This is a genomic window from Mycobacterium sp. 3519A, assembly GCF_900240945.1.
GTDB lineage: Bacteria > Actinomycetota > Actinomycetes > Mycobacteriales > Mycobacteriaceae > Mycobacterium.
This window is the reverse complement of the sequence record NZ_OESG01000014.1, coordinates 2,168,219-2,183,149: the sequence shown is the minus strand read 5'-3', so window position 1 is coordinate 2,183,149 and position 14,931 is coordinate 2,168,219. Positions and strand designations below refer to the sequence as shown.

At 66.0% G+C, this 14,931-nt stretch carries 16 protein-coding genes and 2 pseudogenes; 7 read left to right on the top strand and 11 right to left on the bottom strand.

Features of this window, described 5'->3' with window-relative positions; genetic code table 11:
- Nucleotides 1-49: 49 nt before the first annotated feature.
- Entirely contained in the window at nt 50-1,711 is a 1,662-nt protein-coding gene (gene pgi / locus C1A30_RS31760) for a glucose-6-phosphate isomerase (protein WP_200828575.1), read from the top strand.
- Nucleotides 1,712-1,800: 89 nt separating this feature from the next.
- Here the strand turns inward: pgi and C1A30_RS31755 are convergent, their stop codons facing one another.
- From C1A30_RS31755 to C1A30_RS31730, 7 genes and pseudogenes are all read right to left on the bottom strand, one after another.
- Complete coding sequence (locus tag C1A30_RS31755; protein WP_235010286.1) at nt 1,801-2,100, bottom strand: hypothetical protein; 300 nt, start codon at nt 2,098-2,100, stop codon at nt 1,801-1,803.
- Nucleotides 2,101-2,171: 71 nt separating this feature from the next.
- Nucleotides 2,172-2,921: an SDR family oxidoreductase gene (locus tag C1A30_RS31750; protein WP_101952173.1), complete on the bottom strand. Its 750-nt coding sequence runs from the start codon at nt 2,919-2,921 to the stop codon at nt 2,172-2,174.
- A gap of 9 nt (nt 2,922-2,930) precedes the next feature.
- Nucleotides 2,931-3,398, bottom strand: coding sequence for a zinc finger domain-containing protein (locus tag C1A30_RS36270; RefSeq protein ID WP_235010408.1), 468 nt, complete (start codon nt 3,396-3,398; stop codon nt 2,931-2,933).
- A 183-nt stretch (nt 3,399-3,581) separates the two neighbouring features.
- Nucleotides 3,582-3,824, bottom strand: a pseudogene (locus tag C1A30_RS36265) (DNA-formamidopyrimidine glycosylase family protein); the annotation flags it as partial.
- A 16-nt stretch (nt 3,825-3,840) separates the two neighbouring features.
- Nucleotides 3,841-4,233 (bottom strand): phage holin family protein, encoded by a 393-nt coding sequence (locus C1A30_RS31740; protein ID WP_101952171.1) that lies wholly within the window; start codon nt 4,231-4,233, stop codon nt 3,841-3,843.
- Nucleotides 4,234-4,238: 5 nt separating this feature from the next.
- Entirely contained in the window at nt 4,239-4,982 is a 744-nt protein-coding gene (cobF, locus tag C1A30_RS31735; RefSeq protein WP_101952170.1) for a precorrin-6A synthase (deacetylating), read from the bottom strand.
- 15 nt (nt 4,983-4,997) lie between these two features.
- Nucleotides 4,998-5,952 (bottom strand): annotated as a pseudogene (locus C1A30_RS31730) (YihY/virulence factor BrkB family protein).
- 115 nt (nt 5,953-6,067) lie between these two features.
- Here C1A30_RS31730 and C1A30_RS31725 point away from each other — a divergent pair.
- Entirely contained in the window at nt 6,068-6,958 is an 891-nt protein-coding gene (locus tag C1A30_RS31725; RefSeq protein WP_101952169.1) for a diiron oxygenase, read from the top strand.
- Nucleotides 6,955-7,233 carry a DUF4873 domain-containing protein gene (locus tag C1A30_RS31720; protein ID WP_101953032.1) on the top strand — a complete coding sequence of 93 codons (279 nt, stop codon included), beginning with the start codon at nt 6,955-6,957 and terminating at the stop codon, nt 7,231-7,233. Before C1A30_RS31725 ends, C1A30_RS31720 begins: the two co-directional genes overlap by 4 nt.
- Here the strand turns inward: C1A30_RS31720 and C1A30_RS31715 are convergent.
- Nucleotides 7,209-8,378, bottom strand: a complete 1,170-nt coding sequence (locus C1A30_RS31715; RefSeq protein ID WP_101952168.1) for an MFS transporter — start codon at nt 8,376-8,378, stop codon at nt 7,209-7,211. The two genes, C1A30_RS31720 and C1A30_RS31715, sit on opposite strands and share 25 nt — an antisense overlap.
- 20 nt (nt 8,379-8,398) lie before the next feature.
- Complete coding sequence (locus C1A30_RS31710; RefSeq protein ID WP_101952167.1) at nt 8,399-8,668, bottom strand: DUF4235 domain-containing protein; 270 nt, start codon at nt 8,666-8,668, stop codon at nt 8,399-8,401.
- Between the two features lie 66 nt (nt 8,669-8,734).
- Between C1A30_RS31710 and C1A30_RS31705 the strand changes: the two genes are divergently transcribed.
- The 4 genes from C1A30_RS31705 to C1A30_RS31690 all read left to right on the top strand — a co-directional run bounded on the left by C1A30_RS31705 (nt 8,735) and on the right by C1A30_RS31690 (nt 13,351).
- Nucleotides 8,735-9,601, top strand: a complete 867-nt coding sequence (locus C1A30_RS31705) for an LLM class flavin-dependent oxidoreductase (RefSeq protein WP_101952166.1) — start codon at nt 8,735-8,737, stop codon at nt 9,599-9,601.
- A gap of 81 nt (nt 9,602-9,682) precedes the next feature.
- Nucleotides 9,683-10,699, top strand: a complete 1,017-nt coding sequence (locus C1A30_RS31700; RefSeq protein WP_101952165.1) for a chemotaxis protein CheB — start codon at nt 9,683-9,685, stop codon at nt 10,697-10,699.
- 55 nt (nt 10,700-10,754) lie between these two features.
- Nucleotides 10,755-11,453, top strand: a complete 699-nt coding sequence (locus tag C1A30_RS31695; RefSeq protein ID WP_101953031.1) for an STAS domain-containing protein — start codon at nt 10,755-10,757, stop codon at nt 11,451-11,453.
- Between the two features lie 47 nt (nt 11,454-11,500).
- The gene (locus C1A30_RS31690; RefSeq protein WP_255413276.1) at nt 11,501-13,351 is read left to right on the top strand and encodes a CheR family methyltransferase; all 1,851 of its coding nucleotides are present in this window, start codon (nt 11,501-11,503) and stop codon (nt 13,349-13,351) included.
- Here the strand turns inward: C1A30_RS31690 and C1A30_RS31685 are convergent.
- Nucleotides 13,348-13,752, bottom strand: coding sequence for a hypothetical protein (locus C1A30_RS31685; protein WP_101952164.1), 405 nt, complete (start codon nt 13,750-13,752; stop codon nt 13,348-13,350). The two genes, C1A30_RS31690 and C1A30_RS31685, sit on opposite strands and share 4 nt — an antisense overlap.
- Before the next feature lie 71 nt (nt 13,753-13,823).
- Nucleotides 13,824-14,822 carry a helix-turn-helix domain-containing protein gene (locus C1A30_RS31680; protein ID WP_101952163.1) on the bottom strand — a complete coding sequence of 333 codons (999 nt, stop codon included), beginning with the start codon at nt 14,820-14,822 and terminating at the stop codon, nt 13,824-13,826.
- Nucleotides 14,823-14,931 lie beyond the last annotated feature (109 nt).

Genomic DNA, 14,931 nt, shown 5'->3' with positions numbered 1-14,931 from the left:
TCTCTTACACCTTTGGATAATTGACCGCACTAGGGTCGTCTACATGACGATGAACACGCAGCAGATTGCCGATATTTCAGCCACTGACGCCTGGCAGGCCCTGCAGCGCCATCACGACGAAATCAGTGGTAAGACGTTGCGGGAGTTCTTTGCTGAGGATCCCCAGCGCGGCACCGAGCTGACGCTGAGCGTCGGCGACCTGTACATCGACTACAGCAAGCACCGGGCGTCTCGGGAGACGCTGGGATTGCTGCTCGACCTCGCCCGCGCCGCGAACCTCGAACAGCACCGCGACGCAATGTTCTCCGGTGTGCACATCAACACCTCGGAGAACCGGGCGGTGCTGCACACGGCGCTGCGGGCCCCGCGCGGCGTCGAACTGGTGGTCGACGGGCAGAACGTCGTCGACGACGTGCATGCGGTGCTCGACAAGATGGGCGACTTCACCGACCGGCTGCGCAGCGGCGAGTGGACCGGTGCCACCGGTGAGCGCATCAAAACCGTCGTCAACATCGGCATCGGCGGCTCGGATCTGGGGCCGGTGATGGTGTACAACGCGTTGCGCCACTACGCGGACGCGGGTATCTCGGCGCGGTTCGTCTCGAACGTCGACCCCGCCGACCTGGTGGCCAAGCTCGACGGACTCGACCCTGCCACAACGCTTTTCATCGTCGCGTCGAAGACGTTCTCGACGCTGGAGACGCTGACCAACGCGACGGCGGCACGCCGTTGGCTGACCGACGCGCTCGGTGACGCCGCCGTGTCCAAGCATTTCGTCGCGGTGTCGACGAACAAGAAGTTGGTCGACGACTTCGGCATCAACACCGAGAACATGTTCGGCTTCTGGGACTGGGTCGGCGGCCGCTATTCCGTCGACAGCGCAATCGGTTTGAGCGTGATGGCCGCCATCGGCCGCGAGCGGTTCGCCGACTTCCTCGCGGGGTTCCACATCGTCGACGAGCATTTCCGGACCGCACCGCTGGAAGCCAACGCGCCAGTGCTGCTGGGCCTGATCGGCGTGTGGTACAACAACTTCTTCGGTGCCGAGACGCGCGCGGTGCTGCCGTATTCGAATGACCTGTCGCGGTTCGCGGCGTATCTGCAGCAGCTGACCATGGAGTCGAACGGCAAGTCGGTGCGCGCGGACGGCACACCGGTGGTGACGAGCACCGGTGAAATCTTCTGGGGTGAACCAGGCACCAACGGACAGCACGCGTTCTATCAGTTGATCCATCAGGGGACGCGGTTGATCCCCGCGGATTTCATCGGGTTCTCGCAGCCGACAGACGATTTGGCGACCGCCGACGGCTCCGGCAGCATGCACGACCTGCTGATGAGCAACTTCTTCGCGCAGACGCAGGTGCTGGCGTTCGGCAAGACGGCCGAGGAGATCGCCGCCGAGGGCACGCCGCCAGAAGTGGTGCCGCACAAGGTGATGCCGGGCAACCGGCCGTCGACGTCGATCCTCGGCACCAAGCTGACGCCGTCAGTGGTGGGCCAGTTGATCGCGCTTTACGAGCATCAGGTGTTCACCGAGGGGGTCATCTGGGGCATCGACTCGTTCGACCAGTGGGGCGTCGAACTCGGCAAGACGCAGGCGAAGGCGTTGCTGCCGGTGATCACCAGCGACGCCTCGCCTGCGCAGCAGTCGGACTCGTCCACCGATGCGCTGGTGCGGCGCTACCGCACCGAGCGCGGCCGGACCGCCTGAGAGCCGCGAGCAGACGCAAAGTCGCACGAAACCCGCCCTAAAAAGTGCGACTTTGCGTCTGCTCAGCGCGGAGGGCGCGGGCGGACGGCTTAGCCCGGCAGGTCGATGGTCCGGCACGGGCCGCCGGGAATGCAGGCGACTCCGCCGCCCGGTCCGGCCTGAGCCCACGGTCCGTTGGGCACACCGGCCCAGACTTGGCCGTTAGAGCCTGCCACCGCGCCAGGCCCACCCGGGACCTCCGCGCCGGCGCCCTGCGGACCGGCCGACGGCGTGCAGGGAGTGCCGTCAGGGTTGAAGCACGGCGGTGGTGGCACCGGATCATCGGCTATCGCGACGGGTGCTGCGGCGATCGCGGCTGCCGCGGCGCCCGCGAACAGTAAGGGCGTCATCTTCGTCAGTTTTACGATCATGCAGTTCGGCTACCACGACGGCCGGACCGCTAAACCTCTAGTGCGGCTAATTAGGCGAACTTGGCAGCCAGTTGCGGCGGCAGCAAGCGCAGCACCTGCACCAGCGGCACCCACGGCCACCGCGGCACCGCGGCCCGGCCCGGTTCGCGTTCGATGGCGTCGACCATCGCCGTCGTCCCGGCGTCGTTGTCGACCATCAGCGTGGTGGTGTCGGCCTTCGCGGTCATCTCGGATTCGATGTAGCCCGGCTCGATCACCGTCACCTTGATCGGGCCCTTCGCGTATTCGGCGCGCAGCGACTCGCCAAGCGACGACAACCCGGCCTTGCTCGCGGCGTACGCCGCGCGGACTCCCGGCACACCCTTGTTGGCGAGCACCGACGAGATCAGCACCAGATGCCCACCGCCTGCCGCGGTGAACATCTCGATCGCGGTCTCGATTTGCACAAGGGCGGCAACGAGATTCGTCTCGACAGTGGCCTTGTTGGCCCACAGCTTGCCGGACCCCAGTCGAGCGCCCTTCCCGATGCCCGCGTTGACGATGATGCGGTCGATGCCACCCAGCGCATCGGACAGTTCGGCGAACACCTTGGGCACCTGGTCGTGGTCGTTGACGTCGAGTGCCGCGACCGCGACCGTGATGCCGGGATGGCGCTCGAGCAGTTCGGCGCGCAACTCGTCGAGGCGGTCGGTACGACGGGCGCACAGCGCCAGGTCACGGCCTTTCGCGGCGAACTTGCGTGCCATGCCTGCGCCAAGGCCCGACGACGCGCCGGTGATCAGGATTTTCTGCCGAGTCATCCCAGCAGATTATTTCAGCAACCGCGACAGCCGACGATCGGCCAGAATCTTGCCGCCCGTCTGACAGGTTGGGCAGTACTGAAAAGACTTGTCCGCGAACGACACTTCCCGCACGGTGTCCCCGCACACCGGACACGGCAGACCGGTGCGCGCATGCACCCGCAGCCCGGATCGCTTCTCCCCCTTCAGCGTTGCGGCCTGCTGCCCCACCGACCGTGAAACCGCGTCGGTCAGCACGGAGATCATCGCGTCGTGCAGCGCGGCCAATTGCGCGTCGGTCAGCTTGCCAGCGGTGGCGAACGGCGACAGCTTGGCGACGTGCAGGATCTCGTCGCTGTAGGCGTTGCCGATCCCCGCGATCACCTTCTGATCAGTGATGACGGTCTTGATCCGCCCGCCCTGCCCGGCCAGCACGCCCGCCAGGTCCTCGGGCCCCAGCGACAGCGCGTCCGGGCCGAGGGCCGCGATGCCGGGCACCTTGGTCGGATCGTCGACGAGCCATACCGCCAATCGCTTCTGCGTACCGGCCTCGGTCAGGTCGAACCCCGGAGCCGCGACGGCGGCGACATTGGACCCGGGCGCCTCGCCGGGTGTCCCGAGGTGCACCCGCAGCGCGATCGGCCCTTTGCCCGGTTTCAGCGGCGCCGCGGCCAGCTTGTCCGACCAGCGCAGCCAACCCGCCCGCGACAGATGTGTGATCAGATGCAGGTCGCCGGCCTGCAAGCCGAGGTATTTGCCCCACCGGTTGGCCCCGGTGACGGCCTGCCCGTGCAGCGCGGTCAGCGGCGGGTCGAACGTCTTGAGCACTGACAGCGCCGCAACGTCGACGCGTCCCACCGTCAACCCGACGGCGTGACGGCGCAGGTGGTCTGCCAGGGCTTCGACCTCAGGTAGTTCCGGCATGTGTCCAGTGTGCCGGTCAACGCCCGACTCGGTCGCCGGCGATCAGCGACAGCACCCAGCTCACGATCGACAGCACGATCGCCGCCCAGATCGCCGTCCACCAGAAATCCTCGATGTAGAGGCCCCAGTGGGTGGTGTGCTCGGTGATCCGCGACGTGATCCACAACATCAGCGCGTTGATCACGATGTGGAACAGGCCGAGCGTGAGGATGTACAGCGGAATCGAGATCAGCTGCACGATCGGCTTGATGATCGCGTTGACCAATCCGAAGATCACCGCGACGACGAAGATGATGCCGACCCTGGCCAACGTGGTGTCCCCGCCGACGAATTCGATGCCGGGAACGATCTTGGTGACCACCCACAGCGCGAGGCCGGTGAGCGCCGCGCGCAGCAGGAAGCTCCCCATGGCCGCTAGTCTGCCGGGCGCAGCAGGTAGGTGTCCATGATCCAGCCGTGCCTGGCCCGCGCGTCGGCCCGCATCTCGACGATCGCCACACCGACCTCGCCGACCGTGCCGGACATCAGCAGTTCGTCGGGCGTGCCGAGATAGGCACCCCACCAGATTCGGGTCTGCGGCGGGCATGCCTGGAACGAACAGTCGCCGTCGAGCATCACCACGGCGCTGCCAGGCAGCCCGCTCTCGCGTAGCTGCCTGCCGGTGGTGATCAGTACCGGTTCGCCGACATCGTTGAGCGGGATGCGATGTCGCGCCGTCAACGCCTGGATCGCGGTGATGCCGGGTACGACGTCGTAGTCGATGTCGACGCGGGCCGCGACCGACTCGAGGATCCGCAGCGTGCTGTCGTACAGCGACGGGTCACCCCACGCAAGAAACGCTCCGACGCCGCCTGGCGCCAACTCCGCTTCGATCGCATCGGCCCACACCGCCGCCCGCGCGGCGTGCCAATCGGCGACGGCCTGCCGATAGTCGCCGGACTTGGCACGCGAAGGATCGGGCAGTTCGACGAACCGGTAGCCGGGTTCCCGGATGAACCGACGGCAGATCTCCCGCCGCAGCGCCACCAGATCGTCCTTCTGCGCACCCTTGTCCATCGCGAAGAACACCTGGGTGTCGTTGAGCGCGGCCACCGCCTGCGCCGTCACGTAGTCCGGATCGCCTGCGCCGATGCCGATCACATGGATCCGTCGAGTCACGGCTGCGAGTATGCGCTAGGCCCTCCGGCCGCGTGAATGTCGGAGTCGCCTCGCCCGTTCGAGGTCCTTCTTCTCCGCGGCCTCATCCTTCTTCAAACCTCGCGCATCCTTCGGCGGCAGTTGCAGTTCGCGCTCGGCGGGCAAGCCGGCTTGAAGCTGGCGCCCCCGCTCCAACTCGGCGTCCAGTTCGGCACCGAACAACAACGCCAGGTTGGTGATCCACAGCCAGAGCAGGAACACGATGACACCCGCCAGCGCGCCGTAGGTCTTGTTGTAGCTACCGAAGTTCGCGACGTACAGACCGAACAGCACCGACGCCAAGATCCAGACCACGATGGCCACCCCCGCGCCGATGCTCAGCCACCGGAACCTGGGTTGTTTCACGTTCGGGGCGACGTAGTACAGGATCGCGACCGACACGGCGATGAACACCAGAATGATCTGCCACTTGACCACATTCCACGCCGCGACGGCCACATCGCTGAGGCCCACCACATTCCCTATCGACTCCGCCACCGGCCCGCTGACAGCGAGCATGAACGCCACCACCGCCACCATGACCAGCCCGGCGAGGGTGAGCAGCAATTGAACCGGTCGCAGCTTCCCCCGAGGCCGACCACAGCGCCCCCGCCATGCCGACGATCAACGCCAGTCCCGCCGACGGGCTCTCGACGAGTTGTTGAATCTGCTGACGCAGCATGTCGACGGCGGACCCCGGCGCGACGTCGTCCGCGATGCCGATCACCGCGTCGGTGGTGCGCTGGCCCTGCCTGAACACTCCAAGCAGGGAGACCACCACGACGAGTGCCGGGAACAGCGCGAGGATGGCGTAGTAGGTCAGCGCCGCCGCGAGATCCGTGCACTCGTCGTCGACGAACTCTCTGGCTGTCTTACGCACCACGTAGCGCACCGACGGCCGGGTCAGATCGGCAGGCGACTCGGGCTTCTGCGGGTCGTCGGGTTCGGGCATCGCCATGCCCGGTCGATACCCGGGTGCCAGAAACTCAAACGCTGACCAGCGGCTACCCCGAGTACCCGGTACCGCAGGTATTGACTGGGCGCACAGCCGGACCTACCTTTGGGCCATGACTGCACCCACTCGTGAGGAATTCGCCGAACGCCTCCTGAAGGGTTCGGTCAAGAAGTCCTACGCGCCGGTCGTCGACATCGACTGGGATGCGCCCCAGGATCCCGACAAGTTCTACCTGCCGCCGAAGACCGTCTCGCTGTATGGCACGCCACTGTGGGAAGCCATGACCCGCGCGCAGCAGATCGAACTGTCGCGGCAGGAACTCGTCAACACGCTGTCGGCAGGCATCTGGTTCGAGAACATTCTCAACCAGGCGCTGCTGCGCAAGATGATGCATCAGGACCCCACCGCGAACGCCACGCACTACGAACTGACCGAACTGGGCGACGAGACGCGACACATGGTGATGTTCGGCAAGGCGATCGACCGGGTCGGTGCAAAACCGGTGCGGCCCAAGTACTACCAACGCGTCATCATCAACGCGCTGCCGTTCGCGTTCCAAGGCCCGATGCTGTGGGTGGCCGCGCTGATCGGCGAGGAGATCTTCGACTCGCTGCAGCGCCAGATGATGGACGACGACGAGCTGCAGCCAATGATTCAGCGGCTCATGCGCATTCACGTCACCGAGGAGGCCAGGCACATCCAGTTCGCCCGCGACGGCCTGCGTAAGCGCGTGCCGCACATGCGGCGACTGCCGCGGTTCTTCGTCGCCAACATCAACGGTGTCGGCGGGTTGTTCTTCCGGTTCCTGTTCACCAACAAGGTCCAGTACCGCCGCGTCGGCCTCGACGCCCGGGAAGCCCGTCGGATGGCCAGGACCAGCCCGCACCGGATCGAAACCCAGATCCTCGGGTTCGCGCCGCTCGCCGCCTTCCTCGAAGAGGTCGGCCTGATGGGCCCCATCGCAAGGCGGATGTGGCGGCGCAGCGGCTTCCTGCCCCGATGACCGCCGTCTACGACGGCCCCGCCGCCATGCGCGTCGACGAGGTCAGCCATCCGGTCCGGGTCCGGCTGACCGGGCACATGGACCCCATCGACGGCAAATACCATTGGCGCGGAATGGTTTTCGAGCTGACGGCAGCGGTGAAGCTGCCGAAGCAGGTCGCCGTGACGATCGGCGAGCGCACCGCCGACGCCCACCTCACCGAGATCACGCCGTGGGGCACCCACGCGATTGCCGGCGTGGGCGCGCCGCCTTACCCCTTGGACCAGGACGCCTGAACCGCCGCCGCCAACAATCCGACCGCGAACACCCCGCCGACGATTCCCGAGATCAACAACGGCACCCGGCCGTCGGCACCCCACAGCAAGCCGGCCCACAACCCGGCGCCCAACACCGCGAACCCGCTGGCGCCTTGAAACACGCCCTGCGCGCTGGCCTGCAACTCGGACCCGACAAGCGACGAAATCCAGGCCTTGCCAACACCATCCGTACAACCGGTGAACAGCCCGTAGACACCGATCAACACCCAGGCCGCCATGGTGTTGGTGGTCAGGCCAAGCCCGGTGTAGCCGATCGCGAAGAACACCAGGCCGATACCGAACACCGCGGGCCGCGGTATCCAATCGGCCAGCAGCCCGGCGGGGTAACTCACCAACGCGTACACCGCGTTGTAGGTGACGTAGGCCAGGATCACTTCGACGACAGAGAACCCGATCTCGTTGAGCCGCAACAGAAGTAGCGCATCCGGGAAATTGACCAGGCCGAACAGCACCAGCACCGCGGTCACCCGCCAGTAGCGGCGCGGTAGCTCACGCACCCTGGCGAACACCGCGCGACGAGCGACGGGCGGCAACGCACGTCGGGTCTCGCGCACCAGGAACACCAACGCGACACTCAACACCGCAGGGACGACCGCCACCCACAGCAGCGGCGCGATCCGGTGGCCGAGCAGTTCGTAGCCGGCCAGCCCGAGCAGCGGGCCCACCACCGCACCCAGCGTGTCCGCCGTGCGGTGAAAGCCGAACACCCGGCCACGCGCCGCGTCGTCGATGTCGACGACCAACAACGCGTCCCGCGGCGCACCGCGAATTCCCTTGCCCAGCCGGTCGACAACGCGTCCGGCGAGCACGCCCGGCCAGCCTGCGGCCGCAGCCACCAGCACCTTGCCAAGGGCCGCCATCCCGTAGCCCGTCGCAATAAGCGGGCGCCGCGCGAACCGGTCACCCAGCGGACCCGACGCCAGCTTGGTCAGCGAGGCGGCGCCCTCCGCCACGCCTTCGACGGCGCCGACGACCGCGGCGGGCGCGCCCAACACGGCCGTCAGGTAGATCGGCAGCAGCGGATAGAGCAGCTCGCTGGCCGCGTCCTGAAGTAGCGAGACAGCGGAAAGTACCCGCACATTGCGGGTCAGCCAGGGGCGCACCTAGGCCATGATGCCCGGGATTACTGGGGACTCTCGTTGGTCAGCGCCTGGAAACCCTTGGCCTGGCCACGGGCCAGCGCGGCGCGGACGATGCCGACGATCAACCCCTGCACCGCCGCGGCGATGAACGCCTCGCGCGTGGACCGCGACAAATCCTGCGGCTCGGGGGGCTCCTCGTTGGACGGGCTGATCCGTTGCCAGATCTCGGTGAAGATCTTGCCCGCCAGCAGACCGCCGGCGACGCTGCTGCCGATGGAGAGTGGCTTGTACAGTGCTTTGGCGGGGCTCATGCACACCAACGTTCCCGGGGGCGCGATCCTTAAACACAAAACTAGAACGCGTTCTAGTATGGCGACGTGCGCTTCACTTTCGCCGAGGCAATGACGGATCCCACCTATTACATCCCGCTGGCCAAGGCCGCAGAGGCCGCCGGCTACCACGCGATGACGATCCCGGACAGCGTGGCCTACCCGTTCGAATCGGATTCGAAGTATCCCTACACCCCCGACGGCAGCCGCGAATTCCTGGACGGCAAGGCGTTCATCGAGGCCTTCGTGATGGCAGGCGCGCTGTGTGCCGTCACGACGACGTTGAAGTTCAACTTCTTCGTCCTCAAGTTGCCGATCCGCCCGCCCGCGCTGGTCGCCAAACAAGCCGCGTCAGTGGCCGCGCTCTTCGACAACCGACTCGGTCTCGGGGTGGGCACCAGCCCGTGGCCCGAGGACTACGAACTGATGAATGTGCCGTTCGCCAAGCGCGGAAAGCGGATGGACGAATGCATCGAGATCATCAAAGGCCTTACGTCCGGCGAGTATTTCGAATTCCACGGCGAGTTCTACGATATCCCGAAAACGAAGATGACCCCCGCGCCCACCAAGCCGATACCCATTCTGGTCGGCGGCCACGCCGAGGCGGCGCTGCGACGCGCGGCACGGTGCGACGGCTGGATGCACGGCGGCGGTCAGCCCGAGGAACTCGATCATTTGATCAAGCGGCTCAACCAGATTCGCGAAGAAGAAGGGCGCACCGGCCCCTTTGAGATTCACGTGATCTCGCTCGACGCGTTCACCGTCGACGGCATCAAGCGTCTCGAGGACAAGGGCGTCACCGACGTCATCGTCGGCTTCCGCTACCCGTACATCATGGGCCAGGACACCGAACCGTTGGACGCCAAAATCCGTCATCTCGAGTCGTTCGCCGAGAAGGTGATGGCCAGAATTTGAGCGACGCCATCAACGCGAAATAGGCGTACCGTCAAGGCCAGAAAGGGGTTATCCAGCGGGGGCACGGGTAGCCAATGTGCGATGGCAAGCACGAACAACGGCGGTGCGGCGCAAAAGGTGGTGGCGATAGGCGCCTCCGCTGGCGGCGTCGAGGCGCTGACCCAATTGGTCGGCAAGCTGCCCGATGACCTTCCTTACGCGGTTCTGGTCGCGCTTCACCTGCCGCCGAACGCGCCAAGTGTGCTGGCCCGGATTCTCGATCGCGCCGGGCCGCTACCCGCACACGCCGCGAAGGACGGCGAAGAATTGACGGCGGGGCGAATACATGTCGCGGTTCCGGACCGCCATCTGTTGGTCAGCGACCACCGCGTCGTGCTGTCCGAAGGTCCAACGGAGAACGGCCACCGCCCGGCCATCAACGCCATGTTCCGATCGGTGGCGCTCAACTTCGGCGCGCATTCGATCGGGATGCTGTGTTCCGGCGTCCTCGACGACGGTGTGCTCGGGGCGGCAGCCATCCGGTCCAGGGGCGGCATCACGATCGTCCAGAAACCGGACGATGCGCTGTATCCGAGCATGCCTCTCAACGCAATACACGCAGGAGTCGTCGACCATCAGGTCGCCGCCACAGAAGTCGGTCCGCTCTTGACCCGGTTGGCCGAGCGCGACATCGAGGAGCGCGAAATGGAGACCGACCGGAGCATGGAACTGGAGAACCGGATCGCGATGGGCCGCAGATTCTCCACCTCATTCGACGCCGAAGCGCTCGGCCCGCATTCCGGCTACACATGTCCCGACTGCAACGGTTCGTTGATGAGCGTCAGCGAGAACAACTACCGGTGCCGCGTCGGTCACGCGTGGACGGCGGACGCACTCCTGCGGGCGCGCGACGACGAGATCGAGAACGCGCTGTGGGTTGCGCTGCGCAGCCTGAGGGAGAAGGCCACCCTGTCGCGCAGGCTCGCCAGTCAGGTTGGTCCCGGCATGCTGCACCGTCGTTACCTCGATCTCGCCGACGAGGCCGAGCACGCGGTGTCTGTGCTGGGCAAGCGACTGTCAGAGGCGGATGCCGGTTCAGGAGTCCGTGGTGACGGGTAAGCCCTGCAGCACACTGAACATCGCCACCGAGGCGGTGGACGCGACGGCGATCCTGATGACCCCCCGCGGCACGCTCGACAGCGTCACCTACCGGTCACTGCGCGACGGAATCATCAAGACGGCGCTGGAGGAACCGAAGGCCGTCATCGTCGACGTCACGTATCTGGATGTGCCCGCCGAATCCGCACTGGTGGTGTTCACCAGCGCACGCTGGTATGTCGCGCAATGGCCCGAGGTGCCGATCCTGTTGGTGTGCGCGCATCCCGCGGGCCGCTCGGCGATCGCACGCAACGGCGTCTCGCGCTATGTGCCTGTCTATCCAAGTGTTCGAGCCGCGATCGATGTCGCCTCGTCTACCCAGTCTCCGCGGCGGCGCCGACGGGTCCGGGCCCAGTTGCCCGCCAAATTGGCCAGCCTGCGCCGCTCCCGCGAACTGGTGGCCGAGTGGCTGACGGCGTGGTCGCAACCCGAGTTGATCGCGGTGACCAAGGTGGTGGTCACGACGCTGGTCGAAAATGTTCTGCAGCACACCGACAGTGCCCCCGGAGTCCGGTTGGAGTTCGACGGCTCGGCGGTCACCGTAGCCGTCGAGGACGCCAGCCACGTCCAGGCCGGCCCGCGCGAGGAGCAGAAGCCGTACCAAGCGCCCTCGGGACTACACATCGTTTCGGCGCTCTGCCGCGCCTGGGGCAATGCGCCGACGTCGACTGGTAAGACCGTGTGGGCGGTCATCGGTCCGGAGAACAGGCTCTAGCCGAGTATGTTCGGATCGGCGGCACGTGGTCGACGAATGGACGAGGGTTGAACAGGCAGACTCCGGAGAACGGGGAAGCGTTCGAAGCGCTGTTGCGCTATATGCGGGATTCGCGGGGATTCGACTTCACCGGCTACAAGCGCACATCCCTGATGCGGCGCGTGCGCCACCGGATGGACACTGCGGGACACGAAACCTTCGAAGAGTATCTCGACGTGCTGCAGGCCAGCTCGGACGAATTCGCCGCACTGTTCAACACGATTCTGATCAATGTCACTGGCTTCTTCCGCGACCCGCCCGCGTGGGATTACGTCCGCGAAGAGGTGGTCCCGGCGATACTCGCGGAACGGGGACCCGGTGATCCGATCCGGGTGTGGAGCGCAGGCTGCGCGTCCGGCCAGGAGGCGTACACGTTGGCCATGGTGCTCGCCGACGCGCTGGGTCCCGACGATTTCCGTCAGCGCGTCAAGATCTACGCCACCGACGTCGACGAGGACGCACTCGCCGAGGCTCGGGCTGCGACGTACGACGAAAAGGCCGTCGAATCCGTTCCGCCCGCCCTGCTCGAGCGCTACTTCGAATCGATGAACGGTCGCTACGTGTTTCGCAAAGACCTGCGTCGGGCAGTGATCTTCGGCCGCAACGACCTTGTGAAGGACGCGCCGATCTCACGCGTCGATCTGCTCGTGTGCCGCAATACCCTGATGTACCTGAACGCTGATACACAGCGAAATGTCCTGGGTCGCTTGCATTTCGCCTTGGCTCCCCAGGGCACGTTGTTCCTGGGTCACGCGGAGATGCTGCTGAGCCACAGCGACAAGTTCACCCCGGTGAACCTGAAGCACCGCATCTTCCGGAAGGCGGCGGGCTCGCACAACGGCATCGACCGGTTCGAGAATGCAACGGCGTTCTACGACCGGCACGGCGACCTGCCCGGTCTGGCGCCCATCCGCGAATTGGCTTTCCGCGCAAGCCCTGTCGCGCAGATCGTGGTGACGGGCGAGGACACCGTCGCGATGATCAACCAACAGGCGGAAGCGACGTTCGGACTGTCGGCACGCGACATCGGCCGTCTGCTGCGCGATCTCGAGGTCTCCTACCGCCCGGTGGAACTGCGCGCATACCTCGAGCAGGCCAAAGTGGAGCGTCGGTCGGCCCGCATCCAGGACGTGCAATGGCAGCGGCCGGGCGCCGACACGGTGTGGTTCGAGATCCACGTGAACCCGCTCGTCGACGCGGAGAACGGGCTGCTCGGCGTCTCGATCGTGTTCTTCGACGTGACCGCGACCAGAGCCCTGCTGGACAAGGTGGTTCAGACGAACCGTCAGCTCGAGGCGGCCTACGAGGAGTTGCAGTCCACCAACGAAGAACTCGAAACCACCAACGAGGAACTGCAGTCGACGGTGGAGGAACTGGAGACCACCAACGAGGAGCTCCAGTCCACCAACGAAGAACTCGAGACCATGAACGAGGAGCTGCAGTCCACCAACGACGAACTGCACACCATCAATGACACCCTGCGTGAGCGCAGCATCGAGCTCAATGAGGCGAAGACGTTCCTGGACTCGCTGGTCAATTCCATCAAGCTCGGAATGGTGGTGGTGGACCGCGAGATGCGGGTGGTGGTGTGGAACCGCGGCTGTGAAGAACTCTGGGGCCTGCGTGCCGACGAGACAGTCGGAAAATCGTTGAACTCGTTGGACATCGGGCTGCCCACCGACGGTGTGAAGCCGCTGATCGGCAAGGCCTTCGTCGATCCGGACGTCACCGAGGAGACCGTGCTGGATGCCGTCAACCGGCGCGGTCGTCAGGCGCGCGTGCGGGTCACCTGCACCGCGTTCCGGTCGACCGAGGACGGGGTCAACGGTGCACTGCTGTTGATGGAAGTCTTGAACTAACGCCTTCGGCGCTGGTCGCGCTTTTCGGCCACGTGCTCCCTGGCAGCCGCTTGTTCATGCCGCCGCGCCTCGTCGCGGTGATGCTCGGCGGCGTCCTGATGTTGATCGCCCCGTCCGTCACCTTCGAGCAGCGCGGCTTGTTCGTGGGCGGCCGCGGCCCGTAAGTGCGCCCGCTCCGCGTCGAGATGCCGTAGTGCGGCCGACTCGTGCGCACTGCGCGCCCGTTCGAGCGCCTGCTCGGCGCGCCGCCGTGCCTGCGCCACGCTCTGCGTGGTCGCAGGCACGCCGCGGGCCAGTTCGTTGAGTCGCTGGTGCAGTTCGGCCGCCCGCTCACGCGCCGACTGAGCACGCGAGTCGGACTGCGTGGAGTCGCTGGTTGGGCCGTCGCCTGTGGTGGTCATCGCTTCCTGCTCGGCATCGATGCTGCCGAGTAAAACGATACGTCTGCGGCCCAGGTCAGCGCGGAAAACGGCTATCCGCGCAACGTCGAGTGCGGACTCTGCCCGTACGTCTGCCGGTACAGCACAGCGAAACGTCCGGTATGGGCGAATCCCCAGCGTGCCGCGATATCGGTCACCGTGCTGTGGGTCCGGTCGCTGGTCAGCAATTCCTGGTGGGCGTAGTGCAACCGCAGCCGGCGCAGATACTGCAGCGGCGTCGTCTCCAAGTGCCTGCGGAACATGTACTGCACCGCGCGGGGCGTGACATGGACGGCCTCCGCGATATCGGCGAGTCCGATGTCATTGGTCGCGTTCGCGTCCATGTACTCCATCGCGCGGCGCAGCAGTACCGGCTTGGCGTCGGTGCGGTCGTGCGGCGTCGGGGAGGTGGCGGACGAGTTGGGAAACGTCGACAACGTGACGGCGGCCAGCATTCGGCTGGCGTTGCCGAGCACCAGCGGTGTGGTGACCGCGTCGTCGGCGAGCAGGCTGCGCTTGATGAAGCTGACGGTGTCTTTCCACAGCCGGGCGGCCTGCGCGTCGATGGGCTGGAAGCTGGAGAACCGGACCGGCAGCGGCGCCTGGGTGCTGGGCAACCCCGTGGCGACGCCTGCGACCAGCGACTGGTCGAGCACCACGGAGGTCAGGCGGACGTCGCGGGCGCGACAGTGATGCGGCAGGTGCGGTTGAGACACCATCGCGATGTCACCGGCCCTGGCTTCCCCCTCGAGTCCGTCGCACGATCCGGACAACTCGCCGCCGGTCGCCCACAGCGCAATCACCCTGTTCAGGGGATCGGGTGAGGCCTCCACGTACCCGGGCGAATACATCTCGTCGATCGCGAACGGCCCCACATCGGTGCGCGCATGCGCCAGCAACGGGCCTTCGATGACGGCGGCGTGCCTGCGGGAGAGCCGCAGCCGCGCCCCGTACAGGTCTTCGAGAAATTCGTCCGCGTCCTCGGGGTCGCAGATCTCGACCTTCGTGCGTTCCGGAAGACGAACCTGAATGGCGTTGACGATGGAGCTCACCTCTTCAAGGTGACGCGACGGGGCATGGGCTCAGCCCCCCGGATATATACCCTCACCATACGCCGTGGTGGCTGCAAAAGGACGTTTCAGCGCGGTCAGCTAGCCTGAC